This is a genomic window from Lederbergia graminis (assembly GCF_042655485.1).
Taxonomy (GTDB): domain Bacteria; phylum Bacillota; class Bacilli; order Bacillales; family Bacillaceae_C; genus Lederbergia; species Lederbergia graminis.
Window position 1 is genome coordinate 138,484 of sequence record NZ_JBHSMC010000011.1, and the last position, 25,607, is coordinate 164,090.

Genomic DNA, 25,607 nt, shown 5'->3' on the forward strand with positions numbered 1-25,607 from the left:
TGACTATTTAAAGTTATATTCTGTCACAATTTTATCTCTACCTGTAACAATATCATTAAAATACTCAAATAGGTTAATTCCTAAATAGGAACCAGAAATATTATATACATTTTCATATCCAAGATGTTGTAGAGCCATAACCATATTATAACTCCTTTGACCTGAGCGACAATGAATATACACTGACTTATCTTTTGGAATTTCCCCGAGACGGTCTCGGAATTCACTTAAAGGTATATTTATCGCATTTAATAAGTGGCCTCCATTGTATTCATTTCGTTCACGAGCATCAATAATAAAGGCATTATTCTCTACTAACTTGCGAACTTCTGATACCTTCACTTCTTTATATACACCATGTAAAATATTCAACCCCACTAATGCCGCATGGTTAACGACATCTTTAGCAGTTCCTAACATTGGGGAATAAGTGAGTTCTAAATCCTTTAAGTCATCTAATGTTCCATTCATCATGATCATCGTTGCAATCACATCGATTCTTTTATCGACGTTCCCTTTTCCGATTGCTTGTGCACCTAAAATTCTGCCAGTCGGAATTTCAAACACTAGTTTAAAATGCATCGGATTGCTGTTTGGCATGAGCCCTACTTTATCACCTGGCATTAAATAGACGGAATCTACATGTAAACCTGCTAACTCTGCAGTTTTCACATTTAATCCAGTAGACGCCGCATTTAGGTCGAATAGGTGAATAGATGAGGAGCCAATCACTCCTTGGTTGCGATTCGGGATTCCATACATATGATCTGCAGCTGCTCTTGCTTGCTTTTGTGCTGGTCCTGCAAGTGCAAGTCGCGTTGGCTTGTGTAATAAGCGATGATATACTTCGATTGCATCCCCAACAGCGTATATATTTTTATCACTTGTGACATAATTGGAATCTACTTTTATTGCCCCAGTTTCACCGATTTCTAAGCCAGCATCTTTTGCCAAGCTTGTTTCTGGGCGAACTCCAATTGCTAAAACAACTGCTTGTGCAGCGATTCTTTTTCCTTTATTCGTTTCAATGAATTCATCGCCGATTTTAGCAAGACCATCATCCACGATGAGGTACACTCCATGGTCCAGCATTTCTTTATGCAAAATTTGCGCCATATCATAATCAAAAGGCGTCATAATTTGATTGGCAAATTCGACAAGCGATACATTGTAATTAGCTAATCGTAAATTTTCAGCTACCTCTACCCCAATGAATCCTCCACCAATGACAGCAATATCCTTCACACCATTTTGTTTTACAAATGATGCAATATTTTCGATATCACCTACATTGCGTACAGTGAAAACATGAGACTGATCGATTCCTTCTAAGTTTGGACGAATTGGAGCTGCCCCAGGGGAAAGCACTAACGTATCATAGCTCTCTTCATATGTCGTATCTGTTAACCAATTTTTCACCGTAACAGTTTTCGCATCACGATTTATGCGAACAACCTCATGATGGACACGAGCTTCTATATTATAGCGAGACTTAAACACATCTGGGCGCATGATGACAAGTTTTTCACTATCCTCGACAATACCACTTAAATGATATGGCAATGAACAGTTGGAAAAAGATACGTGCGGTCCTTTTTCAAACATAATGATTTCCGCACTTTCATCTAGTCTTCGAACTCTTGCTGCAGTTGATGCACCACCAGCTACACCGCCAACAATTAATACTTTCTTTCCCATTCCATATCTCCTCCTTATCGTAGCGTCGTTATTCAATCTCGCCTTCCCAAGCTAACATACCGCCCGTCATATTGGTCACATCATAACCATTGTCCATTAAAAACTCACACGCTCTACCACTTCTACCACCACTACGACAAACCATATAGTAATGTTTATTTTTATCGAGTTTCTCTAAAGAATATGGTAAGTCACCTAAGCGAATATGTGCTGCCCCAGGAATTTTACCTGCAGCTACTTCGTCATCCTCACGAACATCAATGATATGAATGGACTCACCATTTTCTAGTTTGTTTTGTAATTCAAGTGCAGATATCTTTTTCATTTTAATGATTCTCCTTTGTATGTTGATTTTTGTATACCCCCAGGGGTAATTTTTTAAGTAAATTAAAAGTCGTGGTGAACGACAGGTGTAAAATAACTTACAGACTCATATTATACCCCCATGGGTAAATAGTCAATCGTTTTTTCTTTCCATTATTTTCTTCCTATATATTGGATTCATATAGATAAGGATGTGGGTGATGATTTAAATTTTGGGGACACTAATGAAAAAAGGAGGATTTCCATGGCTAGGAAAAATAAAATTCTTGTTCCAGAAGCACGAGAACAATTAAACCAATTAAAAGCGAATGTCATGAAAGCAAAAGGGTACAATGTCCAAAATCCCGATGATGTGAAATACGAAATTGCAAAAGAACAAGGAATTACACTAAATAAAGGGAAAAATCGCGAGCTTACTTCAGAACAAGCTGGCAAAATCGGTGGCCCAATCGGTGGTAATATGGTAAAAGAAATGATTCGCATGGCGAAAGAACGTCTGTAAATAGGACGTGGGGTCAGGAACCTCGTCCCATTGTTTGGTTTGGGACAAATACTCTGACCCCACGTCCCACCCGTGTCCCTCTGTCTAACCGTTTGATGTGGGACAAATTGTCTGACCCCGTGTCCCTATATATTAGTGCGAATAAATTCGGTTACTTCTTTTGGGTTGGTGATTGGTAGGAAGTGATAGCCGTTTTCGATCACTTTTACTTTTGCCGATGGGTGTGTATTCTTAAATTGTTGTAATTTTTGTTGACTAATCTCGTCTACATTATTTTTTGCGATTAATAGATTAAAAGGAATGTTGATATCGGCTTGTAAACAGTAGTTATGATGGAGAATTTCCTGATTTAGACTATTTAAAGCTTCTTCGTTACTATGGTGCATATACAAATCATTTTTTAACACAAAATTCCCTAACATATAACTATTTAAATTCGAGTATGTATTTTCACTTAATCCTTCCATTTCATACACCATTTCGGTAATGGCCGCTTGTAAATCTTCTAACTTTTCTACGATTGGCAATTGGATTTCCTCATCACTATCCATATCTACACGATCGCCTAAAAAGTAAAAACCACCATCTAGCAATAGCAAGGAAGAAACTTTTTCCGGATAGACGCTGTACATCTCTTGTATGATCCAGCCACCAATCGAATTTCCGATAAAATGTGCGGATGAAACCTCTAACTCATCTAATGTTTTCTTAATAAACTCTATGTATGTAGCAATGGAATAATCGTCTTGAACCGCTTGATTATGTCCTGGTAAATCAAAAGCTATCATTTTATATTCCTTTAGTTGATTTGCAAGTTCTTTATACATTTCTTTTCGTTCCCCAAGTGCAGGTAACGCGACAATAACTTGCTCACTTTCTAGATTTCCGTATATTTCGTAAAGCATAGATGAACCTCCAAATATTCAATAAGTTAATATACATAATAGTAACACTCTTTCAAAGAATGAACACACAAAAAAAGACAAAGGAGCAGAATGATGTTTCTCCATAATGAAGAATTCAATCCTGTCCCTTTGCCTTATTTCATTTATTTTCTATTCCTAATCTCTTTATGAATTTTACGAAGTGCCTTTTTGGAGCCTCGTTCAATGTCGTGTTGCATTTTCCGTGTGTCGTAGTCGACGAATAGTGTTTCGAGATCGTATCCTTCCGGGTATAGTTCCTTTGCCGATAATTCTAAAGCAAGTCGCTTTACGTTTACAGGAACAAATTCGTCGTTATAGAACACGACTACATTATCGTAATTGTCGACTTCTTTAAACACAATCCCAACGTCGTCATGGTCTAATAATTGCACACGGTCCCCTTTTTGATAATCAACCTTCGTTTTTGTTTTCTCTTTGATTATCTTCGGCTTGCGTATTTTATCTTCATTCACCATTTGTAACTGATATTCTTTATTTTCCATATATGCTTTCGCTCTTTGCAGTACATGTTCGCGTATATTCATCTTTTTAGAAATCCAAAGTGCATTACTTTCGCCTGATTTCCCAATGAGCAATTTATATTTTGGTTCGAGCGTTTCACTATTGAATTGCATAGCAGCATTCATAAAATCAGGATGAGTTTCGGAAAAACGTTTAATTTCACCATAATGTGTAGTCGCAACAGTGATACAACCCATATGATAAAACTCCTCTAGAATAGAAATCGCAAGTGCAGATCCTTCATTCGGTTCTGTTCCACTACCAATTTCATCAAATAATAAAAGTGTACTATTCGTAGACATCCTCATGATTTCCGAAAGATTTTTCATATGAGATGAGAAAGTACTCAACGCATTTTCCATACTTTGATTGTCGCCAATATCGACAAAAATATGGTCAAATACGGATATTTCCGTTTCCTTATCCGCAGTTATGTGAAAGCCTGACATGGTGGCTAATGTTAGTAATCCAATCGTTTTCAAGACAACGGTCTTCCCACCTGCATTTGGCCCAGTAATAATTAAACTCCGGTAATTTTTGCCGATTTCAAAATCAAGTGGTACTACTTCTCCTGATAATAATGGATACTTACAGTTCACTAATTTTATATAACCATGATCATTTAACTTTGGTTCAATCCCATCGATTTGTTTACTGAATTTTGCTTTCGCAAACACCATATCATATTGGCTGATCACTTCTAGATTTATCTTCATTTCTTGAATGTTCTCCATGACCATCCCAGATAATGTAGCTAAAATTTGATATTCCTCTATTTCTTCCTCGGCTTTTAAACTTGCGAGTTCAGCAGTTAATTTTGCAACGGAATGAGGCTCGATAAAAACCGTTGTCCCTTTAGAAGAAACTTCCACAATCGTACCTTGAATTTGATTTTTATACGAAGCTTTAATCGGAATCGTATAGCGGTCGTCCTTCTTGCTAATGAAGAACTCTTGAATATATTTTTTATTCGCACTACTATTTAAAAATTTATTTAGGCGCTCTTTAATCTTCTCTTCAAATGTTTCGATACTATTGCGGATCCGTCTCAATTCTCTACTTGCGGATGAATCGACGCGATCGCCTTTTATGGAGAGATTAATCTCTTCTTCGAGTTTGATAAATTCAGAAATGGAATTCGCATACGATGACAGTACTGGTGCGATAAATTCCTTATCCATCATGAATTTATTCACTCTTCTACATCCTCTTAAAAAGTCTGACACCGAAACTAATTCACTAGCTCCTAGCATCATCCCTTTTTCAAGATTTTGAATGATGATTTCAATATTGGTAAGACCTTGAAACGGCACAGTGGTCCCTGTATTTAAAATCGCTCGCGCTTCCGTCGTCTCATTTAGTCTATTTTTCACGACTTGCAAATGCGAACTTGGTTCCATTTTATCTAACAGTTTCTTTCCTAAACTACTAACACAATACGATTGAACGATTTCTTTTAACTCGTTATATTGCAATTTTTCAAATGTCATTTTATTCAATTTCCTCGCTCCTCACGATGATTTTTCTGCATCATACATGAAGACACCTACTCATTAGATTCCAATGAGATATTTTTCTCCATTTAGTAAAAATAAATATAAAAAAGCTGCGGACGATACCGCAGCTTTTACATTTAAAAAGGTTGTGTAATAAACATATTCATGGAAAGCAGGCACAAATAATGGACAGCTTCCAAGAATATTACACGCATTTTAAAAGTATGATAGGTATCTTCATAGGTTTTGAAATAAATCCACGACGAAATAAGGGGTACGAATTCCATAAAAAATTCCCCTGATGTCGATCCTTTTATTTCATTTAGTTATCTCCTATTTAGAACCTACAGCACTCACAAAATGCACCTCGAATGTTTTATTTGTTCATCATTGAAATCTAATAAATTAATTTTACTATGTGAGTTTGCAAAAGTAAAGTTGTGTTGGGGCCCAATTATCTACGTCTTATTTAAAATGTAAATCGCTCCGCCGTAACCTAACAAACACCAAATAAATAAATTGATATAATTTCCTGCTTCTGCTGTAAAAGTCGAGCTTGCTAACGATGCGCGCATAATTTCTGCCATAGAGTAAATTGGTAATACCTCGTGCAGTATTTGAAGCCATTCTGGAAGGCGCTCCATTGGAAAATTTATCGGTGAAAACATGAGTGCCCCAAAAACGGTCACTTGGGAGACTGCTAAGGAGGCTACCGGTGATAAAAGATAGGAAAATCCGTACCCAACCCCTATAGAAGTTAAGGCAATCATGAGCAAAGCCGGCGCTACTGTCCATGAAACATCGTAGCCTGGGTTAAACATAAACTGGGCGACAATCGATGAAACAATAATGCCAGGAATCGTAATCAATAACCATATTGTAGTATCGGCTCCAAGTATAACAGAACGATTCACCGGCCAAGTCTTTATATACTCCATATAACCATCCGCTTTAGCTGTCCCAATTTGTTGTGGCAAAATCACTAAACCAGTAAAGACCAAGATTAAAGTTGGTGCTCCAGTTGCCAAATATAGAATGCTACTTTTACTTGGATCTGGAATTAAATACGTAAAGCCAATCACAATTCCAATCGCAATTAAGATTTGAATAAGGACCATAAATACTAAAAACCCGCCATTCCGAAGTAGCTGCATTTGGAAAACGTATTTATAATGGCTGACCATATTATTCATCCCATTCCCACCTTCCAGAAGTCAATTCAATGTATACATCCTCGATAGTGGAAGGAGATAAGGAGTAATCCATGACAAATCCTTTTTCTACTCTGTCTTTTACCCAATCTATCGTGGAAGATACTTGCTCCTGATCAATCGTCATGATGATCCGAGCACCTTTACGATTGGAGGAAATCGTCCATGTAGGCATATCTATTTCATCAAAGTCCTTCAGTAAGTTCATCTCGAGCCGCATTTGATCACGTACTTTACTTTTCACTTCGGAAGGTGTCCCCTGAGTAAGAAGTCTTCCTTTGTGTAAGATAGCCACTCGGTCCACTGCCTTTTCTGCCTCCACGACATTATGGGTAACTAAAATAACGGAAGTTCCGTCATTTGTCAGCTTACGTATGACCTGCCATAGATAGCGCCTGCGAACCGGGTCTACATCGTTTGTCGGTTCGTCCAGTATGACCAACTTACCGGGAGCAACAACGGCCATGCAAAAAGCCGTCAATCTGCGGGCACCACCTGAAAGTTTTTCCCCTTCCACATTCGCCCATTCATCCATATTCAACTCCTCAAACAGCATATCCACTCGTTTTGGATTGAACTTTTTCCCAGCCCGCATTTTTCCCATTAACGTAACTGCTTGCTTAGGAGTAAGTAAACCTAGGGGAACCTGCGACTGCGGTTGGACGGAACAAATCGATCTCGCTCGTGCAGGAGATTGGATGATGGATTCGCCAAGTAAGTTTATAGTTCCAGAATCAGGTGTTATTAGCCCTAAAATTTGATTGACCAAAGTGGTTTTTCCAGCGCCATTTTGCCCTAAGAGCCCAAATATCTCGCCTTCTTTAATACTAAATGTTAAATTGTCGTTCGCCACTTTGACAGATTTCCCTCGGCCAGCAAACCGCTTTGTTAACCCTTCCACTTCCAGAATCATTATGTCCCCTCCTTTTCTGTTTGATAACTTAGTAGTTCACTATTTTCCATTTCAGACGCTACTCGTTCAATAAAAATAATAATTTCTTTATCCATTGGATAAAAGACGATACCTTCTTTTAAATTTTGTAGCGATTCCCACAAGTTTCGAAGCAATTTTTTGTCTCCCCCAAACATTTTCTCTGCTTGGTTCATCCACTGTTCCACTAGTTTTTGAGCAAATTCAGATGCTGGATCTGCATCGAGATTACTTCTAATTTCACTAATAACGCGTCCCCATTCCCTGGAATCTTCCTCCGTTATTTGTTCGTTCATCTTCAAAATTTTTTTCATATCTTCTTCTGTTAAAAACTCATTATATTGTTGAAAAATTTCTTCTGGATTTTGTTGAAACAATTGTATCGTCATAAAAATAATCGACCAATTGACTTGCCCCTCCATTTCAATAGAATACGATACACCTCGAAGTGCCTGTTCTAACATTTTCAATCGTTCCTGCTCTCGTTTAACCATCTCTAATTGTTGTTCTATTGCTTGTTGCCAAGTCGAAGTTGATTTTTCTAAAATGTCTTTAATTTGTTCCAGCGAAAATCCCATATACTTCAATGCTAGAACTCGCTCTAAGCGCATCACATCATCTTCATCATAAAGCCGATGCCCGCCACTTGTTTTGGATGAAGGTTTTACCAAACCAATCTCATCATAATAATCTAACGTTCTTACTGTTACTCCAGTATTCTTCGATAGCTTACCAATCGTATACATCATGTACCTCCTCCTCTCTCCTCCAGTATAAAACAACACGTTACGTGTGATTCAAGAGTTAAATACAAAATTTACAGAAATTATTTAAAAATAAAAAAAGAAGGGACGTGGGGTCAGGGGACGTGGGGTCAGGAACCTTGTCCCAGTTTCGCGAGCGGGACAACTTTCCTGACCCCACGTCCCTCCATAATGTGCCTTTTTAATAGTGCATTTAACAGATGCAGTAATTTTGGATGTACATACCTTATAGTACTGGCTTTATTTATCACTATGTAAAGGAGGCTTTTATATTGACAAGTATGAAAAAAAGCCAATCAAAGCTTTGTCAGGAATTTGCGAGAATTCTCAACTCTACTCCTAGTATTATTAATGGGGTTTGTACAGCCACACGTTCTAGAACTAATCTACACCCCATTGTTTTAGGGAGAGAAGCAGATTCGTTTATGTTTGTTCCACAAGCTTTTTCATTTGAAAATATGGATAGGGGTGGAAAGGCTTTATGCCTTGGGGAAACGGTACTCCTTCAAGAAGAAGTTAATCCTTTTATGAGTAAGTTGAGAAAGTTTGACATTATTGTCACCGCAGTACACAATCACTGGCTGTTTGATAAACCTCGTCTCATGTATATGCATTTTGAATCTATTGATGACCCTATTACTTTTGCAAAAAAAGTTCGTGAAGCTATGAAAGTACTAACTACCCGTGATATTACAGTAGAATCAACTAAAGCAAATGTAGACGTTTTGGATGAAGAATTCACTTTCGCTCACGACGATATAAACGAGTCACAGCTTTGCGATAAGTTCAATCGCATTCTTGGTGGGACGATGCATTCATTTGAAGATGGAGTATGTATGGTGATGAGGTCGCGCCTTAATATTAAACCAGTTGTTCTTGGCAGACGTGGACGATCATTTTTACTTATACCACAAATGTTTAACTTTGAGTCGATGACACCTGATGGTCGTGCACTTTGTAGTGGAGAAACGGTTATCCTCCAATCTGAAATCAACCCTTTTATTAGTAAACTTCGTCAACACGGAATTATCGTTACAGCTATTCACAACCATTGGTTATTCGACAAGCCGCGTTTAATGTACATGCACTGGGTATCAATTGACCATCCACTCGCATTTGCCAGAAAAACTCGAGACGCTTTAAGTGTGCTTACAACGAGACAAATTCAACCGAGAAGATAAATGCGAAAAACCGTACTTAGCTATCAAGGCTAGTACGGTTTGTCCTTTTTTCTAACGAGTATCTATTATAGTTGTCTACCAATTTCCCAATGATGGCCAAACGGATCGACGAGTCTTCCTACACGCCAGCCATGACTTTCATTCACTGGTACCACTTCTGTTGCTCCTGCTTTAAGTGCTTGGTCAAATAATGAATCGGGATCAGGAACCGTCATAATCATTCGAGCAGGAGCATTACTTTCCGGATCTTCTTGAATCCAAAATTCTGCACTGCCAACTTTTACATGTGCGATGATTAATGTTCCATTATCATCTAGACGATAAATTTCCTCTACATGAAATGCTTTTTTATAAAATTGCAATGCTTCCGCTCCATTACTTACAGATAGCCAAGGAGCTAGTTTTATATCATTTTGTTGTGAGCTCACTTTCAATACCTCCTTAAAAGTTGTTTTTTTACTACAGGCATACTTTTTGTTTTCCTATTCACCTAGTTACTATAATAAAGTGAAGTAGAATTTTTTTCATAGAAAGGAATAATGATGCATGTCTAATATAAATATACCAGTTTCAGTATTAAATCTCGCCCCTATTCGTCAAGGACAAGGTCCGAAAGAAGCAATTGATGCGATGGTCGATTTGGCACAAGCGACGGAAAAATTAGGCTACACTCGCTATTGGATTGCAGAACATCATAACACTCCTACATTGGTGAGTTCTGCTACGTCGATTCTCATTAAACATACATTAGAGCATACAAATACCATTCGTGTTGGTTCCGGCGGAGTTATGTTGCCAAACCATGCGCCACTAGTAGTCGCAGAGCAATTTGGAACGATGGCAACAATTTACCCTGATCGTTTAGATCTTGGACTTGGCCGTGCACCAGGGACGGATATGTTAACCGCAAGTGCGCTAAGACGTTCAAAGCATGACACAGTTTATACATTCCCAGAAGATGTGAAAGCATTACTTACCTATTTTGGACCTGAGGAAAAGCAAGGCTATGTAAAAGCTTATCCTGGTGTGGAAACGAATATCCCGATTTATATTTTAGGTTCTTCCACAGATTCAGCTCATTTAGCAGCGAAAATGGGATTACCTTACGTTTTTGCTTCTCATTTTGCACCGCGCTGGATGGAAGAAGCGATTAACATTTACCGAGCTGAATTCCAACCTTCTGAGTACTTAGATAAGCCTTATATGATGGTTTGTCTCAATGTAATCGCTGCGGAAACAGATGAAGAAGCAGAATTTGAATCCACAACGATGCAACAATTTTTCTTAAATGTCGTTAGAGGATCGCAGATGAAACTAAGCCCACCTGTGGAAAGCATGGATGATATTTGGAATGAGCAAGAAGCATTAGTAGCATCCAACATGAGCAGTGTCACATTCATGGGAAGCAAAGCATCGATTCGCCAACAGCTACAAGAATTCCAAAATAAATACAATGTAGACGAAATCATGGCAGTCAGCTATATATTCGACCCTGCCAAACAAAAACGCTCCTACGAAATCCTAAAAGAAGTAGTAGATGAAGGCTGAGCTGGGACGTGGGGTCAGGAACGTTGACCCGCTTTGGAACTGGGACGCGGGGTCAGGAACCTTGACCCGTTTTGGAACTGGGACGCGGGGTCAGGAACCTTGACCCGTTTTGGAACTGGGACGCGGGGTCAGGTTCACTGTCCCTTTTTTTCCCGAGACAAGAAGTTGTTCAAAACATTATTCCATTTCTACCAAGCGTCCTGCTATAATCCAGTTAGGAGGTGTGAATGATGGTAAATAGATATAAAAACTTTGATGATATACCGGATAAGAAGACATTTAAAGATATGCTTCGCTGGTCGAAAGAAAGAAGAAAAAAGAAAAAGGATTTATCCGTTCAGATTCCCTATTGCGAAAAAGTAGATGTGGAGAGTCTCCATGCTAATCATTCAAAAACCTCCATTACTTGGATTGGTCATTCTACCTTTTTCATCCATATGAATGGATTAAATATCATTACCGACCCGGTGTGGGCAACATATATGGGCTTTCAGAAGCGTTTAACAAAGCCCGGAATTGCTATAAAGGATCTCCCGGAAATTGATATTGTCGTCATTTCACACGGACATTATGATCACTTAGATTTTCCTTCTATCCGAAAATTGAAAGGGGATCCTACCTATTACATTCCTTATGGTTTGAAATCTGCTTTTACACGGAGAGGCTATAAAAGAGTAGTAGAAGCTAATTGGTGGGATGATTTTCAGCTAGAATCTGAACATATGAAACTATCATTTGTTCCAGCTCAACATTGGACTAGACGGACGTTGAATGATTGGAACACGTCGCACTGGGGTGGCTGGATTTTCGAGAATAGTAGAAATGGTGAATCTATTTATTTCGTTGGCGATACTGGCTATTTTAGTGGTTTCAAAGAAATCGCAAACCGCTATTCTATCAATATCGTTCTCATGCCAATTGGCGCGTATGAACCGGAATGGTTTATGGCTCCATCCCATATTAATCCAGAAGATGCGATCAAAGCATTTTTAGAGTCGAATGGAAATGTTTTTATACCAATGCATTACGGCGCCTACCGCCTAGCCGACGATACAGGACCAGAAGCATTAGAAAGATTTAATAAAGAATGGGAACGACAATCTCTTCCTGAAGAACAACGAAAAGTACTGAAGATTGGCGAAACGTATTGGCTTTAAGGGAGGGACGCGGGGTCAGGAACATTGTCCCACTAGTGAAACTAGGGACGAGGTTCCTGACCCTATGTCCCTTTTAACTTCTGGATGGAAGGAGCATGACTGCAACCCCAACTATACAAATGGCAGCACCAAGCCAGTCATATAGATCGGGTGTTTTTCTGTCAACTCCCCATCCCCACAAGACAGAAAGTACAATAAACACTCCTCCATATGCAGCATATACTCTTCCGAAGGACGGAAATGTTTGAAAAGTAGCGACAACACCGTACAAGATTAAAGCCACCCCACCGAAAAACCCCCAATAAAAAGACTTACCCTCTCTTAACCATAGCCAAATTAAATATCCGCCACCTATTTCAGCAAGCCCAGCTAATAAAAATAATGCAACTGAATAAAACATGGTGTACACACCTTTATATACAATTTATATAAAAGGTATTATAGCGCATGTTGTGTGAAATTTTCGGTTTTACGATTATTATATAGTGCGATAGCTAGAGGTCATAAATGTCGCTGGACTTAATTGTTCACTTTCTATTACAATCGCAGTCAATCCTGTTTCTGTTTTTGTTTCATGCCATTCATCTTTCTCCCAATACACCGCATCACCCGCTTGAACCTTCACATATTCTTTATTCGAACCACAAACCTCCCCTTCCCCATTTATAATTAATAGAAGCTGAGGAACTACTGCTTGATGGTAACCAATAATTCCATTTTCTTCTAAGTACATACATCCAATACGGGCTTGCTGCTCCGTTTGAATGATACGAGACATGACAAAATCTGAATCAAATTTTGTAATTTTCTTGCCTGTTTCTTGAGTGAAAGTATATATTTCCATGGTCTACCTCCAGGTAAGTGGTTAAAATTCTGTATAATAGAATTCTATATTGAATAAAATATTACCTTTCTTTCGGGTAAGGTTAGGAGATTCTACCTATTGAAGGGAAAGAAGTAATTGCTCTGCTCAGTGATTGGAGTGGGAGGAATTACTTCTTTTTTTTATGTGTTGGGTTACTGATTTTGGATTTGGTTCGTGACCTTAGAGTGTGTAAATTGATGGAGTTGGGCACGATGGGGCTTCCTGCGTGATCACTTGAGTGAAAAACTGATGGAGGCAGGCATGTTGGAGCTTCTTGCGTGACCGCTTGAGTGAAAAATTGATGAAGTGGGCATGTTGGGGCTTCTTGCGTGACCACTTGATAGAAAAACTGAAGGAGCTAGGCACATTGGAGCTCCTTGCGTGACCACTTGAGTGAAAAACTGATGGAGGCGGGCATGTTGGGGCTTCCTGCGTGACCGCTTCGGGGTAAAAATGATGGAACTGGGCACGATAGAGCTCCTTGCGTGACCGCTTGAACGAAAAATTGGATGGCACCGGGCACGATGAGGCTTCCAACGTGACAGCTTAAGAGAAAAATTGGAAGAGCAGGGCACATTGAAGCGCCCTGCGTGACCACCTATAACAAAAAAAGGAAGAAGAGGTCACGATAGAACTTCCATCGTGACCTCTTCGAACGAAAATAGCTGAAACTAGGCACGCAGCAACTATTTTCCAATTTCAAAACTGGGACAAGAATCCTGACCCCACGTCCCACTTCAAAACCGGGTCAACGTTCCTGACCCCATGTCCCTCCTCTTACTTACTATTTTTTATGACGACTTCTGTGACGTTGAGGTTTTTGCGTGGTTTTATGTTGTCGATGATGATGTCTGCTACGTCGTCAGGGTCCATTAGGTCTTTTATTTCTTCTTGTGTGTATATGCCATCCCAGAATTCAGTTTTCATTCCGCCCATGTAGGCAGCGTATACTTGAACTGCGCTGTCTTTTAGTTCGACTAGTAAGCTTTCTGTAAATCCGCGTACTCCGAATTTACTTGCGCAATATACGGATTCCGTTACTTTTCCTTCAAGCCCTGCAGTGGAAATGATGTTTGCTATTTTCCCTTTATTATTCTTTTTCATGTCAGGTAAAACAGCTTGGGCACAAAAGATTGTTCCTTTAAGATTGATATCAATCATTTGGTGGACAGATTCTTCTGTTAAATTTTCTGCAAGATCAAACACACCTAATCCAGCATTATTAATTAATAAATCGATCGTTCCAACCTCTGCTTTAATGGCAGCAAATACGGAATCTACCTCTGATTTGTTCGTAACATCTAATTCATAAATGGAATACTCATTCATTAATGTTTTTGCAGTGCGCTCTAGTCTCTCTCTTTTTCTACCTAGTAAGCAAACATGACTACCAGATTCAGAATATTTTTTAGCTAAGGAAGCACCAAGTCCACTTCCTGCACCTGTAATAACTACTACTTTTTCATTCATGATATAAACATCCTTTTCTTTTATATTAAGCTCTGTTAAACTCTGTTGTTGATTTTGGCTCCTGTACACTCGCTTTCCGCGGGCACGGTCTCAGCTAACTTGGCAAAGAAAACCGCTTTGCCAAGTGGATCTTCGGCTCGTGCTGTTCCCGCAGGAGTCTCGTGTACATCCGCCACAATCAACTAAGTTGTTAACAACAATGAACATTAACAGAGCCTTATATTAAAAGGGGGAAGTAGGAGCATGATACATTATCTCCTCTTCCCCCCAACTTAAACGTTTATCGTATTAATCTTTCTTTACTGGTTTTGGAATAATGAACAGGCTCGAAACTAAGGCAAAGATGGTGATAATCATGGAAATCCACATCGCGTTTGAAAATCCACTAGCAGTTCCCTCTGCCACAAGTGGTGCAACTAAGCCGATACCTAATGATGCCCCGATACCAAATGCAGCTCCATTAAATCCTGTTAATGCAGAAGGTGCTTCATCTGGTGCTTGAATTACTCCAAGTCCATTTATTGTTGTAAGAATTAATCCGTTGTACGTGAAGCCCATTGCTATAATAGCGCCAAATACAACCCATTGGTTTTCCCACATTAAAGCGATTACAAGTAGGATAGCAATGTTGATAATTAAACCAATTCGCAACCAGCGTACCCATCCAAATTTTCCAGCAATCCAACCGGATAACGGTGCACTGAACAATCCAATGATTGCACCAGGCATTAAGAATAATAATCCAGTTGTTGCTGCACTTAAACCAAACCCTACTGTTTTATCTTGACTGAGCATTACGATTGAAAAGTTGATGACTGCGAATACTCCACTTAACGTTAATAAAGTTGTTGTAATAACCGGCCATACTTGGCGAGACTTCAAATGTTCTACTGGGAACAGAGGAGATTCACTCTTCTTCTCAATAAACCAGAATGCAACCATAGAGATAGCGGTACCAAAAAAGTAGATAAGGGACATCGTTGATAACCAACCATCTGCTGAACCTGTAGATACGAAGTTAGTTAAGCAGATTAGTACAACGGCAATTGCTAAAGCACCCCACCAGTCCATTTTACCTGTAGTGGTAGCTGGTCTACCTTTCGGAACAGTTGCCTTAACACCTAAGAAAGCAATAAGACCAACGATTAAAATTACTACGAAGATAGATCTGAAACCAAAGTTATCACTTAGAAGTCCACCTAGGTACCCATCGATACCAGCCACTCCACCATTTGCAGCAGTAATAACACCAAGGATCGTACCGAATTTTTTCGGGCTAACTGCTTCTTTTAAAATAACGTAACAAAGCTGGAATGCTGCACCTGTAGCACCTTGGAAAACGCGACCAATCATAAGAACAGTAAAATTAGGAGCAAACATACATAAAATTGTTCCGATTCCCATTAACACGAGAATGATAACAAGTGCACGTTGGCGACCGATAAAGTCACTCCAACGAGCAAGTACTACACCAGCAATAGATGAAACAAGTAGTAACAAACTAGAAACTTGAGATACTTGATCTACACCAACATTTAAAGAATCGGCAATGTTTGGAAGTGCTGGTGTTACCATGCTTAAGTTAAATTGATATGTTAAAACACATAGTATTAATGTTACAGTTAAAGCTACAATACCTGCTTTTTTAATAGGCATGTTCAAATTAGGATTTTCTACATGAGCTGTCATTGCAATAGCTCCCTTCACTTTTTATTTTTTAAATAAAGACATAAGTGTTTTGTGCAAATGATTCACTAGTTCTGGTGAATTTACGCCGATGCAAACTTTTACATTCGGGTTTGCATCACGTAATTTATACGGATCTCCGATTGTTCTACCTACTGCTTCGCCTTCTGTTACAACGGTCATATGCATTGGTAACACGGTGAAAAATTCAGGATGTACTGCATTAATAACGGCAGACGGATCGTGTAAATAGCAACCGTTCGTATCAAAATGTTGAGAAATATAATAATCTACCATATCTGCGTATGTTTTACCGGCAACGCTACCTGTCTCTCTCCAGCTTTGTGTATGCGCATTCGTTAGTAGCGAACGTTGCGTTACATCTAACCCAACCATTGTCACGTCTACACCGCTTTCAAACAGGTACTTAGCTGCTTCCGGATCTTGTGAAATATTGGCTTCTGTATATGGACTAGCATTCCCAGGAACTGTTAAAGCTCCACCCATAATGACAACTCTACCCATCATTTCTTTTATTTCTGGCGCTTTTTTCAGTGCTAACGTCAGATTTGTCATCGGGCCAGTAGCAACAATTACTAAATCTTTTTTATACTTTTTAATTGATTCTATGAGAAAATCGATTGCGCTCCCTTCTTCTTTTTGTCTAGGAGATGTCTCGATGGAAACTTGTCCAACTCCATTTTCCCCATGGATGCGTGCGCTTACTTCTAATCTATCAAAAGAGCTTTGGTTCATCGCGTGACTTTCCCCTGCATAAACTGGAACATGGTTCGCATCACACATATTTAAGATATTTAGAACGTTTTGGACACCATCTTCTGTGTACACATTTCCAAATGTCCCCGTAACACCAATTAACTCAATTTCTTTACTGCCAATTGCATAAGCAAGGGCCATTCCATCATCAATACCTGTATCTAAATCTAAAATCATTTTTAACATACGAGACTCTCCTTTTTCATATATGCTTCTAATTCATCTATGGAAGGCATTCCGCTTTGTGCTCCAAGTGCAGTTACGGATAATGATGCACCGATCCCCGCCATTCTTACTGCATCACGCAAATTCTTACCTTCTGCAATTCCATAAGCTAAAATTCCATTAAATGTATCACCGGCACCAGTTGTATCTATAACATTCACTTTAATACTTGGAACCGTAAAAACTTTTCCATCCTCCATATAGGATGACCCAGTTGAACCTCTTGTAACAATTAAATGTACATTGTGCTTGTTACTCCATTCGAGCATTTCCTGTTCCAGCTCTTCTGAACTATGAAACTTTTTCCCTATCAAACTTTCAAATTCAGTTTCATTTGGAGTTAAGTAATCTATATAATCAAATAATCTAGGCGCTAATTCTTTATATGGTGCAGGGTTTAATATTGTTTTTACACCGAATTCCTTCGCTTTTTGTAAAGCGTATTCTACTGTTTCCACCGGAATTTCTAATTGCGTAAGTAGTACATCGGCTTCTTTTATTAAGTCAATATGTTCATCTACTACGCTAATATCACAACTATCATTTGCACCTGCTATCACCATAATCGCATTATCATTATTTGTGATAAAAACGGTTGCAGTTCCGGTAAAATTACCTTCTTTACGAATGATAGAAGAAGTATCGAGCTTTTCTTTTGCTAACCCTGTTTTTATTTGTTCACCAAAGCTATCATCACCTACACATCCAATAATGGAAGTGGATATATCCATTCTGGATGCTGCTACTGCTTGATTTAAGCCTTTACCACCCATCATGTATTGAATGTGATCCCCGTGAACAGTTTCGCCGATTACTGGTAATCGCTGTGCTGTCATAACCATATCGATGTTCAAACTACCTAAAACGACTATTTTCTTCACTTTTTCACCTCTTCACTCACAATACAAACAAATTATGTTTAGTTGTCTGTATTGCTGTATGGTTTATAAGTATAAGATAAACTATACTGCAAACGTTGTCAATCATTTTTTTAAACAAATACACAAAATATGTTTACTTGTATGATGAGTTGTATGCTTTATACATGAATAATACACCTAGTTTGAAAACGTTGTCAATGTTTTTTTACACAAAAGCTCTGTTAAATTCTGTTGTTGATTTTCGCTCCTGTACACTCGCTTTCCGCGGGCACGGCCTCAGCTAACTTGGCAAAGAAAGCCGCTTTGCAAAGTGGATCTTCGGCTCGTGCTGTTCCCGCAGGAGTCTCGTGTACATCCGCTACCATCAACTAAGTTGTTAACAACAATGAACTTTAACAGAGCCTACACAAAAAAAACTTCTAGCTTTGATGATTCAAAGCTAGAAGTTTTCATCATTAATTATTTCGAAACACTTTAAAAACAGCGCGTTCAAATGGAATATAGTACTTATTATAGGCAATCATGTTGCCATTTTTATCACTAATACGTTCGATGATCATTTGATAATATTTGGATACATTCCCTTTATTCGCTTCTTTAATAATTTCGGTTGCTTGCACCATGCGAATTTCCAACATGGAAGATAGCCCGTAATCATAAATCTTATTTTCAAGAAATTCTAATACTTCGTTCTCATTATTTAAGTCAATTGATTTAATATGGTCAAAATCAGTTGCTAAATGGGTAAAACATGACCCTTTTACGACACCATCTTGTTTAAAATAGCGATAAATAGCAAGAACGATGGATGTCTTACGATCAAATATCCGTTCTACATGCTCACTTGAAACTTCAATTTTCATCTCAATATCGACTTGATCAATTTCATCTTCACAACATTTATAAAAAGGATTCCCCATTCTCTCAATGCCAACATTATCTTCATTTAGCGTCTTACGAACGAAATTCCCCAATCCTTTTTTCGCTTCGATAATTCCATCTTCCTGTAATAACCCTAGTGCTTGTCGTAAAGTTGATCGGCTGATACCAAGTTGCTCTGCCAATAGCGGTTCAGAAGGTAGCTTACTACCTTCTGGATATAATCCATCGCGAATCATTTTTAATATTTTATTATAAGCAACGGCATACCTTGTCGCCTTATTAAATAATTTATTTTGGTTAATTATTTTCCCCTCCCTTATCAAGTCATTATGTAGCGTAATTTTATATGAAATATAAAAAGCATGAAACATGCCTATGTAAAAAGAACATCCCCTGTCTATTTTATACAATTAAATAAAGTTTTGAAAGTTAAATACTAATCCTAGCTTGTCTTTCATACACTATTTTGGAGGTGGATGGGATGAAAGAAACAAGTATCGATAAATTACATATCTTTATTACCATTTTTATTGTTAGTTTAATTATGAGTATTCAAGGACCAATCTTTACTCCGTATGCAGCGTTGTTAGGGGCTTCGAGTGTCATGATTGGAATTATGCTTAGCGCTTCGCAAGTGACCGATTTAACTGGGAACTTAATGGTAGGTCCGTTAGTGGATCGTTTTGGAAAAAGACTCTTCATTACAATTCCACTTTTTATTTCAGCATTTTTATATATGGCACATGGTTTTATCTTAAGCTCTACTACTCTACTCATTTTACGCTCACTTAATAGCTTCGTGCTCGCTTTTTTAATGCCGACCACTTTCGCCCTCATTTCTGGATATGCAAAAAATGCTCGTCAGCAAGGAAAAAACATGGCCATCATTGGTATTCTTGGGATGTTTGCAAACATTTTCGCACCACTTATTGGTGGAAAACTCGGTGCTACGATTGGTTATGCAAATACGTACATCATTATTGGACTAGCACTACTAGTAATTGCTGTGTATGCATTTATCTTTTTACGAGAGCGCCAATATATTGCAGTAAATAAAAATTCTACATCCGTTCATTTACTTTCTGTTTTTAAAAATCCACAACTACTGCTTGTCTATTTAACAGGTTTTGCGATTATGTACATCCACGGAGTGATTATTTATGAAGTCCCTTATTTGACAGTGGAAAAAGGGTTATCGACCGCAAGTACAGGAAAATTATTTAGCATAATGGGAATTGGCTCCTTAGTAACATTATCGTTTTTCTTCCTACAACGATTGGATGCAATTAAGCGCATGATGTTCGGCTTATTTACACTTTGCATTAGTTTAGCGGTACTGATTAATGGTTTCCTCTCTTTAACCGTCTTTCTATTTATTATGGGTATTTGTTTTGGACTAGTTATGCCCGCTGCTGCTACTGCTGTTACTAGTGCGGTACAAAGCAATGAACATGGGAGAGCTTTTGGTGTCATGTCCGCCATTTATTCACTTGGCATGATCGCTAGTTCCTTCCTAACATCCATTATTCGGCAAATCATTTCACCTTATTTTATTGCCTTTTTAGTTGGGATGCTCATGCTCATCATCATCGGCCTTATAAAATTTAATACACCAAAAACCGTTAGGACATAAGTGGGAGAAAAAAATCTTAAAACGGGAACATATTCATGAGCCAATAACCCGTTTTCTATGCTACGATACTAACGAGGTGTGTATATGGTCAAAAAGCTACTATGGGTATTTGTTTTCATCTTGCTATTATTAGTCGGATGTTCATCAAAAGATAAGATGGAAACATATGCAATCGATGAATTAGAGAAACAATATGGTGTGGAGCTAAAAGTGACGAATGTAGAGCGTTCGAGCACAAAGTTCCCTGCCATCTTTTCTGTTTTTGGAGAATTTTATACGTTAACTTTTGAAACGCAAGAGGAACATCCAGTTATTTTTACAGGAAACATTCATTCTAAAGATTTTAATCAATTTCATGATAATTATGTTTCCGCTAAACATGAATCGCTCTTACAACATGATTCAGACTACCAAAACTTATATGAAAAATTGGAAGCGAATGGATTTATCGATATGAAGCTTACTAGTGCCTTTACGAAAAATGTGCAAGTGAATGTATTATTCAAAGGGCACTATCATGAAGCTAGTTACAATGTCGATGAACTAATGGAAACGATGACGCGAATGGCTGAAAAAATTGTCTTGAATAAACAGTATGAAACTTCCATTGAATTTACGGTAAATGCGAAGCGATATATGGTAGATGAAATGAAGGAGATTCCCTTGGAATACAGTATTTATTCTTATAGTCTCCCAGCTAATGAAAGTCTAGGTTCAATATTAACAAAGCAATTAGAACAATTTCAATCGAATCAAGCGATAACAGGAGAGCTCATCCTGCAATTAGACGAACTACTTTTTGATATCTCATCTACATTAAATAGGGCGAACACACATAACTACTACCAACGTTGGTATGAACATAGAATTGGCCTACTCGTGTTACACGAATATGATGAAACACGACTCCTTCAAGCACTTGAAAAACTACGTGATGCCGGAATGAACGAAGCTTATGTACAACTCATCTTTCAAGACGGAAACACAAACCAATGCCAACTCAAAGAACTCACAAACAGCGAAAGCATTGGGAAATGTTTTAACTAAAACGGGACGTGGGGTCAGGATTGGTGTCCCAGCAGGGCTTGCTGGGACGGCACCCCTAATCAATGATTCTATCAGAAGAAATGTGAGATTAGGACAAAAGAATATGGAGAAATAAAAAAACCAAACCATCTGGAGAGTATCTTTCTCGAGATGGTTTGGTTTATCCTGTTGAAATTTAGTCGATGTACGATCCTAAAAGATTGTAATATTACTAGCGGCGGGACGAGGACGATGTCCCAGCAGCATTGCTGGGACAATGTTCCTGACCCCATGTCCCTTTATTTCAGGTCGTCCATTTCTACTACGTCCATATCGGCAAATGTATAATTTTCTCCAGCCATTGCCCATATAAATGTATAATTGCTCGTCCCTACTCCAGAGTGAATCGACCAGCTAGGGGAAATGATTGCTTGTTCATTTTTCACGACTATATGCCGAGTTTCTTGGGGCTCTCCCATTAAATGAAACACTCGAGCTGTATCTTCTAAGTCAAAATAAAGATATGCTTCCATGCGCCGATCATGAAGATGAGCAGGCATCGTATTCCACATGTTGTTCGGCTCCAAAATCGTCAATCCCATCATTAACTGACAGCTTCTTGCACCATCCGCATGAATATACTTATATATCGTACGTTTGTTAGACTCTTCATTGGATCCAAGTCGTGCTGGCTCTGCTTTAGTAATGTCGATTTTTTCTGTTGGATAACGCTTTGAAGCATGTGATGATACGATATAAAATCTAGCAGGTTGTTGCGGGTCCACACTATGGAACGTGACATTTTTATTGCCAAGTCCGATATAGAGACCATCTTTTTTATCCAAAACATATTCTTCCGTCTCTACTTTTACAACCCCGGGTCCGCCGATATTAATAACCCCTACTTCTCGTCTTTCTAAAAAGTAATTTGTTTTCAATTGGTCCCCTACATCCAGTTCTAAAGGTGTGTCAATAGGAACCGCTCCTCCAATAATGAAGCGATCATAATGTGTATACACAAACTTACTTTCTCCCTCAACAAACAAATTCTCGATTAAAAAATCATTTCGTATCCGCTCGGTCGTATAATATTTGAAATCAGTTGGATTTGTTGTATGTCTAATTTCCACTTATAAAACCTCCTTCAATAATTTAGCCAACCACCATCGACACAAAGTACATGTCCGTGCACATAATCCGAAGCTTTTGACGCTAAAAACACAACTGGACCTTCTAAATCTGCTGGTTTCCCCCAATGTTGTGCAGGAATTCTCGAAGATATAAAGGCATTTCGAGCAGTATCTTGTCTTAGCGCCTCTGTATTATCAGTTTCCATATAGCCTGGTGCTATCGCATTGACGTTTACACCTCGTCCTGCCCATTCATTTGCGAGCGATTTCGTTAAACCAACAACCCCATGCTTACTTGCTGTGTAAGCGACGACATTTTTACCACCTTGAAAAGATAGCATGGAGGCAATATTAATGATTTTGCCGGCTCCATGCTCCAGCATGTGTTTTCCTACAAGACTAGAAAACTTATAAACAATGTTTAAGTTTACATTTAACACATCTTCCCAGTCTTGATCGGAAAATTCTTCTGCAGGAGCCCGGCGGATAATTCCAGCATTATTCACTAAAATATCAATCCGTTTTTTATATTGAAAAGCTTGGTCTAATACCGCTTCCACACTATTCGGAAGTGATAAATCCTGCTGTATTGGGTAAAATTTTCTCCCAAGAGCTTCTACTCTCTCTCGGGTTTCCGTCATGTCACTAATCCCAACACCGATAATATCGGCACCAGCTTTTGCTAAGCCGATGATCATCCCTTGTCCTAATCCTCTACTTGCGCCTGTTACTAGCGCTGTTTTACCATGTAACTGAAAATCTATCATTCTTTTCTACTCCTTTTTTCCTTCTTGCACGCTCCATCCTTGTTTTTTCACCATGGCAGTAAAATATATCTCGTCCAGCTCTAATCCAAAACCTGGTTTATTCGGAACGTGAACATTGCCCTTTGTGATGATGTAATCCGAGCGATCGAGTCCATTTATCGATATGTCATCCCATTCAATCATGAGAAACTTTTTAATGACTGGAGCTAGATGACCGAGTACATAGTTTCCGTACACACATCCATAGCTATGGGGAGCTGAATGTACATTGGCAGCGTCGAGTTCCTTTCCTAAATGCAACCAGCGATGAAAACCGTAATGAAGAATATCATACTGAATCGCATCTAAATAGCCTTGTTTCGCCCATCCAACAATATGATTAGAAGCATCTCCTTCGCCATCGGTTATCATGACATCGAGTCCTTCTGTCTTCATCCATTCCTTCAAATTCTTGAACAATTCCGGATCCTCATGAAAAGGCTCCTCAATCCAAGTAATATTTGCGTCCTTCGTTGCTAGTAACACTTCCTTCGTCAAATTCAGGTTGTAGCCGTTATTCGCATCAATCATTATTTTTGCTTCTGACCCAACAACTTTTCTGACTCCCTGAATAATGGCGATATCTCTGTCTGTGCCTGCTTGTAGTGGCATATGCATGGCACCACGGCCAACCTTAATTTTAAAAGCGCGATGACCTGCCGCCCAACCTGCTAATGCTTCTGATTGGATAATACTCACTGCTTCTGCATCATCGTCGACGTGAAGATCATCAAAATAAAGGGACGTATCATAGCAAGGAACAACGAGGTTATCTTTAGCCTCGCCTGATAACAGCTGATACACCGGCTTTTCCTGCACTTTCCCGCTCCAATCTAATAGTGGAAACTCGATATCGTAATAAGCAGGAAGGACCTCGCCATTACTCGAAAATAACTCGTCCACTCTTTTACCGATTATTGCTTTTGCTCTTGCTTCTGTAATTCGGGACCAACCAAAACCTTGTTCACCCCCAATTGTGATGCGCACCAAATCTAAGGGAGCGTTCTTGCCATGAACTCCTAATCTCGCATTGCAACCAGCTGAGCGTTTTCGTACTCCCGGAAGTCGGCACCATTCCAATTTCTCTACTTTCCAAGAAGCAGCATCCAGTAGATTCATCCTTTTTCCCCTTTACCAATGAAATTAGTATTTAGCCCTCACTTATACTACGAATCTAATTGCGAATATATGAGGAAAAATAAAAGAAAGGGTCAAGAACATTGTGTTTTAGCACAAACATCTTGACCCTTTCTACTATTTAAAATTCGTGCACTTTGGATGATTGAACCACATCTAGAAAATGTGGAGGTGCCTCGGCAAACTCTAGTTTTTCAAAGTGTTCCTTACGCATAGATTTTTTTAAGATTGGAAGACATTCTTTCAAATCATTTGGTCTAGAACCAATCACTGAATCCGTTAAAAGTTTGAAGCCAAAATCGGAATATAGTTTTATTGCCCTAAAACTCTCAGGATGGGTATGTAAAAACACGGGATACTCATTTTCAGGCAAGGATTGCATTACATATGAAAGTAACGCTCGACCAATACCTTTTCCTTCATATTCCTTTAATACTTTATACCAATGGACCGTCCATATTTGATTATAAGCCTTCCATAAAAAACAAGTTCCCACTGGTTTATCTTGTTCATCACATACAAATACACAGCTTTGAAAAAATAAATCTCCTTTTGGGCGATACACTTGATTAAAAAAATCCGTCATAAAGTCATCATATTCAGTTGCTTCTTCGGGTGAGTTAAATTGCATTGCTTTCCATGTATCCAACTCATCCTCACGACAAAAACGCACATGAAATCCTACTGGTAATTCTCTCATCGCATTTACATTTAAAGATGGGCACATCATAAATAAGTGTTTATCTTCTACTTGATCACTCAATTGTTTATCTCCTTTATTGTGGTATGGGGGGATTGCGTTACTTCCTTCTTCGGGTGTTTTTATGGG

Annotated in this window: 25 protein-coding genes; 6 read left to right on the plus strand and 19 right to left on the minus strand. The window is 38.7% G+C overall.

What is annotated here, in order from left to right:
* Positions 1–3: 3 nt before the first annotated feature.
* Both ACFPM4_RS08695 and ACFPM4_RS08700 read right to left on the minus strand, forming a co-directional pair.
* Positions 4–1,698, minus strand: a complete 1,695-nt coding sequence (locus ACFPM4_RS08695) for an FAD-dependent oxidoreductase (protein ID WP_382350250.1) — start codon at positions 1,696–1,698, stop codon at positions 4–6.
* Positions 1,699–1,726: 28 nt separating this feature from the next.
* Positions 1,727–2,023 (minus strand): rhodanese-like domain-containing protein, encoded by a 297-nt coding sequence (locus tag ACFPM4_RS08700; RefSeq protein ID WP_382350253.1) that lies wholly within the window; start codon positions 2,021–2,023, stop codon positions 1,727–1,729.
* A gap of 243 nt (positions 2,024–2,266) precedes the next feature.
* Between ACFPM4_RS08700 and ACFPM4_RS08705 the strand changes: the two genes are divergently transcribed.
* Positions 2,267–2,524, plus strand: a complete 258-nt coding sequence (locus tag ACFPM4_RS08705) for a small, acid-soluble spore protein, alpha/beta type (RefSeq protein WP_144924887.1) — start codon at positions 2,267–2,269, stop codon at positions 2,522–2,524.
* 125 nt (positions 2,525–2,649) lie between these two features.
* Here ACFPM4_RS08705 and ACFPM4_RS08710 read toward each other — a convergent pair whose 3' ends face one another.
* The 5 genes from ACFPM4_RS08710 to ACFPM4_RS08730 all read right to left on the minus strand — a co-directional run bounded on the left by ACFPM4_RS08710 (position 2,650) and on the right by ACFPM4_RS08730 (position 8,359).
* Positions 2,650–3,429 carry an alpha/beta fold hydrolase gene (locus ACFPM4_RS08710; RefSeq protein ID WP_382350256.1) on the minus strand — a complete coding sequence of 260 codons (780 nt, stop codon included), beginning with the start codon at positions 3,427–3,429 and terminating at the stop codon, positions 2,650–2,652.
* A 143-nt stretch (positions 3,430–3,572) separates the two neighbouring features.
* On the minus strand, positions 3,573–5,471 hold the full coding sequence (locus ACFPM4_RS08715; protein WP_382350259.1) for an endonuclease MutS2: 1,899 nt from the start codon (positions 5,469–5,471) through the stop codon (positions 3,573–3,575).
* Positions 5,472–5,926: 455 nt separating this feature from the next.
* Positions 5,927–6,661, minus strand: a complete 735-nt coding sequence (locus tag ACFPM4_RS08720) for an ABC transporter permease (protein WP_382350262.1) — start codon at positions 6,659–6,661, stop codon at positions 5,927–5,929.
* Entirely contained in the window at positions 6,654–7,592 is a 939-nt protein-coding gene (locus tag ACFPM4_RS08725; RefSeq protein ID WP_382350264.1) for an ABC transporter ATP-binding protein, read from the minus strand. Before ACFPM4_RS08725 ends, ACFPM4_RS08720 begins: the two co-directional genes overlap by 8 nt.
* Complete coding sequence (locus ACFPM4_RS08730; protein WP_382350267.1) at positions 7,592–8,359, minus strand: MerR family transcriptional regulator; 768 nt, start codon at positions 8,357–8,359, stop codon at positions 7,592–7,594. The genes ACFPM4_RS08725 and ACFPM4_RS08730 overlap by 1 nt, the downstream gene beginning before the upstream one ends.
* 296 nt (positions 8,360–8,655) lie before the next feature.
* Between ACFPM4_RS08730 and ACFPM4_RS08735 the strand changes: the two genes are divergently transcribed.
* Positions 8,656–9,555, plus strand: coding sequence for a DUF1259 domain-containing protein (locus ACFPM4_RS08735; protein WP_382350413.1), 900 nt, complete (start codon positions 8,656–8,658; stop codon positions 9,553–9,555).
* 65 nt (positions 9,556–9,620) lie between these two features.
* Here ACFPM4_RS08735 and ACFPM4_RS08740 read toward each other — a convergent pair whose 3' ends face one another.
* Positions 9,621–9,983: a VOC family protein gene (locus ACFPM4_RS08740; protein ID WP_382350270.1), complete on the minus strand. Its 363-nt coding sequence runs from the start codon at positions 9,981–9,983 to the stop codon at positions 9,621–9,623.
* Between the two features lie 118 nt (positions 9,984–10,101).
* Here ACFPM4_RS08740 and ACFPM4_RS08745 point away from each other — a divergent pair, with 118 nt between their 5' ends.
* Together ACFPM4_RS08745 and ACFPM4_RS08750 are read left to right on the plus strand one after the other, a co-directional pair.
* The gene (locus ACFPM4_RS08745) at positions 10,102–11,103 is read left to right on the plus strand and encodes an LLM class flavin-dependent oxidoreductase (protein ID WP_382350273.1); all 1,002 of its coding nucleotides are present in this window, start codon (positions 10,102–10,104) and stop codon (positions 11,101–11,103) included.
* 227 nt (positions 11,104–11,330) lie between these two features.
* Positions 11,331–12,260 carry an MBL fold metallo-hydrolase gene (locus ACFPM4_RS08750; protein WP_382350276.1) on the plus strand — a complete coding sequence of 310 codons (930 nt, stop codon included), beginning with the start codon at positions 11,331–11,333 and terminating at the stop codon, positions 12,258–12,260.
* Positions 12,261–12,333: 73 nt separating this feature from the next.
* Here ACFPM4_RS08750 and ACFPM4_RS08755 read toward each other — a convergent pair whose 3' ends face one another.
* The 7 genes from ACFPM4_RS08755 to ACFPM4_RS08785 all read right to left on the minus strand — a co-directional run bounded on the left by ACFPM4_RS08755 (position 12,334) and on the right by ACFPM4_RS08785 (position 19,417).
* Positions 12,334–12,660, minus strand: coding sequence for a YnfA family protein (locus ACFPM4_RS08755; RefSeq protein WP_382350279.1), 327 nt, complete (start codon positions 12,658–12,660; stop codon positions 12,334–12,336).
* Positions 12,661–12,738: 78 nt separating this feature from the next.
* A complete protein-coding gene (locus ACFPM4_RS08760) occupies positions 12,739–13,104 on the minus strand; it encodes a cupin domain-containing protein (RefSeq protein ID WP_382350282.1) in 366 nt (121 codons plus the stop codon).
* A gap of 798 nt (positions 13,105–13,902) precedes the next feature.
* Positions 13,903–14,595 carry an SDR family oxidoreductase gene (locus ACFPM4_RS08765; protein ID WP_382350285.1) on the minus strand — a complete coding sequence of 231 codons (693 nt, stop codon included), beginning with the start codon at positions 14,593–14,595 and terminating at the stop codon, positions 13,903–13,905.
* Between the two features lie 288 nt (positions 14,596–14,883).
* On the minus strand, positions 14,884–16,284 hold the full coding sequence (locus ACFPM4_RS08770) for an MFS transporter (RefSeq protein WP_382350289.1): 1,401 nt from the start codon (positions 16,282–16,284) through the stop codon (positions 14,884–14,886).
* 21 nt (positions 16,285–16,305) lie between these two features.
* The gene (locus tag ACFPM4_RS08775; RefSeq protein ID WP_382350292.1) at positions 16,306–17,244 is read right to left on the minus strand and encodes a nucleoside hydrolase; all 939 of its coding nucleotides are present in this window, start codon (positions 17,242–17,244) and stop codon (positions 16,306–16,308) included.
* Positions 17,238–18,164 (minus strand): ribokinase, encoded by a 927-nt coding sequence (gene rbsK / locus ACFPM4_RS08780; protein WP_382350295.1) that lies wholly within the window; start codon positions 18,162–18,164, stop codon positions 17,238–17,240. Before rbsK ends, ACFPM4_RS08775 begins: the two co-directional genes overlap by 7 nt.
* Positions 18,165–18,619: 455 nt before the next feature.
* Positions 18,620–19,417, minus strand: a complete 798-nt coding sequence (locus ACFPM4_RS08785; RefSeq protein ID WP_382350298.1) for a GntR family transcriptional regulator — start codon at positions 19,415–19,417, stop codon at positions 18,620–18,622.
* 110 nt (positions 19,418–19,527) lie between these two features.
* Here ACFPM4_RS08785 and ACFPM4_RS08790 point away from each other — a divergent pair, with 110 nt between their 5' ends.
* Both ACFPM4_RS08790 and ACFPM4_RS08795 read left to right on the plus strand, forming a co-directional pair.
* Entirely contained in the window at positions 19,528–20,679 is a 1,152-nt protein-coding gene (locus ACFPM4_RS08790; protein WP_382350301.1) for an MFS transporter, read from the plus strand.
* Between the two features lie 84 nt (positions 20,680–20,763).
* On the plus strand, positions 20,764–21,726 hold the full coding sequence (locus ACFPM4_RS08795; protein WP_382350304.1) for a hypothetical protein: 963 nt from the start codon (positions 20,764–20,766) through the stop codon (positions 21,724–21,726).
* A 278-nt stretch (positions 21,727–22,004) separates the two neighbouring features.
* Here ACFPM4_RS08795 and kduI read toward each other — a convergent pair whose 3' ends face one another.
* From kduI to ACFPM4_RS08815, 4 genes are all read right to left on the minus strand, one after another.
* On the minus strand, positions 22,005–22,835 hold the full coding sequence (kduI, locus tag ACFPM4_RS08800; protein ID WP_382350307.1) for a 5-dehydro-4-deoxy-D-glucuronate isomerase: 831 nt from the start codon (positions 22,833–22,835) through the stop codon (positions 22,005–22,007).
* Between the two features lie 14 nt (positions 22,836–22,849).
* Positions 22,850–23,602, minus strand: a complete 753-nt coding sequence (gene kduD, locus ACFPM4_RS08805; RefSeq protein ID WP_382350310.1) for a 2-dehydro-3-deoxy-D-gluconate 5-dehydrogenase KduD — start codon at positions 23,600–23,602, stop codon at positions 22,850–22,852.
* 6 nt (positions 23,603–23,608) lie between these two features.
* Positions 23,609–24,760: an enolase C-terminal domain-like protein gene (locus tag ACFPM4_RS08810; protein WP_382350313.1), complete on the minus strand. Its 1,152-nt coding sequence runs from the start codon at positions 24,758–24,760 to the stop codon at positions 23,609–23,611.
* A 139-nt stretch (positions 24,761–24,899) separates the two neighbouring features.
* Positions 24,900–25,541: a GNAT family N-acetyltransferase gene (locus ACFPM4_RS08815; protein WP_382350316.1), complete on the minus strand. Its 642-nt coding sequence runs from the start codon at positions 25,539–25,541 to the stop codon at positions 24,900–24,902.
* Positions 25,542–25,607: the final 66 nt, after the last annotated feature.

Bases quoted from the DNA above. Each gene is read 5' to 3' on its own strand.
- ACFPM4_RS08695 (WP_382350250.1), bottom strand. From the start codon at position 1,698: ATGGGAAAGAAAGTATTAATTGTTGGCGGTGTAGCTGGTGGTGCATCA.
- ACFPM4_RS08700 (WP_382350253.1), bottom strand. From the start codon at position 2,023: ATGAAAAAGATATCTGCACTTGAATTACAAAACAAACTAGAAAATGGT.
- ACFPM4_RS08705 (WP_144924887.1), top strand. From the start codon at position 2,267: ATGGCTAGGAAAAATAAAATTCTTGTTCCAGAAGCACGAGAACAATTA.
- ACFPM4_RS08710 (WP_382350256.1), bottom strand. From the start codon at position 3,429: ATGCTTTACGAAATATACGGAAATCTAGAAAGTGAGCAAGTTATTGTC.
- ACFPM4_RS08720 (WP_382350262.1), bottom strand. From the start codon at position 6,661: ATGAATAATATGGTCAGCCATTATAAATACGTTTTCCAAATGCAGCTA.
- ACFPM4_RS08725 (WP_382350264.1), bottom strand. From the start codon at position 7,592: ATGATTCTGGAAGTGGAAGGGTTAACAAAGCGGTTTGCTGGCCGAGGG.
- ACFPM4_RS08730 (WP_382350267.1), bottom strand. From the start codon at position 8,359: ATGATGTATACGATTGGTAAGCTATCGAAGAATACTGGAGTAACAGTA.
- ACFPM4_RS08735 (WP_382350413.1), top strand. From the start codon at position 8,656: ATGAAAAAAAGCCAATCAAAGCTTTGTCAGGAATTTGCGAGAATTCTC.
- ACFPM4_RS08745 (WP_382350273.1), top strand. From the start codon at position 10,102: ATGTCTAATATAAATATACCAGTTTCAGTATTAAATCTCGCCCCTATT.
- ACFPM4_RS08750 (WP_382350276.1), top strand. From the start codon at position 11,331: ATGATGGTAAATAGATATAAAAACTTTGATGATATACCGGATAAGAAG.
- ACFPM4_RS08755 (WP_382350279.1), bottom strand. From the start codon at position 12,660: ATGTTTTATTCAGTTGCATTATTTTTATTAGCTGGGCTTGCTGAAATA.
- ACFPM4_RS08760 (WP_382350282.1), bottom strand. From the start codon at position 13,104: ATGGAAATATATACTTTCACTCAAGAAACAGGCAAGAAAATTACAAAA.
- ACFPM4_RS08765 (WP_382350285.1), bottom strand. From the start codon at position 14,595: ATGAATGAAAAAGTAGTAGTTATTACAGGTGCAGGAAGTGGACTTGGT.
- ACFPM4_RS08770 (WP_382350289.1), bottom strand. From the start codon at position 16,284: ATGACAGCTCATGTAGAAAATCCTAATTTGAACATGCCTATTAAAAAA.
- ACFPM4_RS08775 (WP_382350292.1), bottom strand. From the start codon at position 17,244: ATGTTAAAAATGATTTTAGATTTAGATACAGGTATTGATGATGGAATG.
- ACFPM4_RS08785 (WP_382350298.1), bottom strand. From the start codon at position 19,417: ATGTTTCATGCTTTTTATATTTCATATAAAATTACGCTACATAATGAC.
- ACFPM4_RS08790 (WP_382350301.1), top strand. From the start codon at position 19,528: ATGAAAGAAACAAGTATCGATAAATTACATATCTTTATTACCATTTTT.
- ACFPM4_RS08795 (WP_382350304.1), top strand. From the start codon at position 20,764: ATGGTCAAAAAGCTACTATGGGTATTTGTTTTCATCTTGCTATTATTA.
- kduD (WP_382350310.1), bottom strand. From the start codon at position 23,602: ATGATAGATTTTCAGTTACATGGTAAAACAGCGCTAGTAACAGGCGCA.
- ACFPM4_RS08810 (WP_382350313.1), bottom strand. From the start codon at position 24,760: ATGAATCTACTGGATGCTGCTTCTTGGAAAGTAGAGAAATTGGAATGG.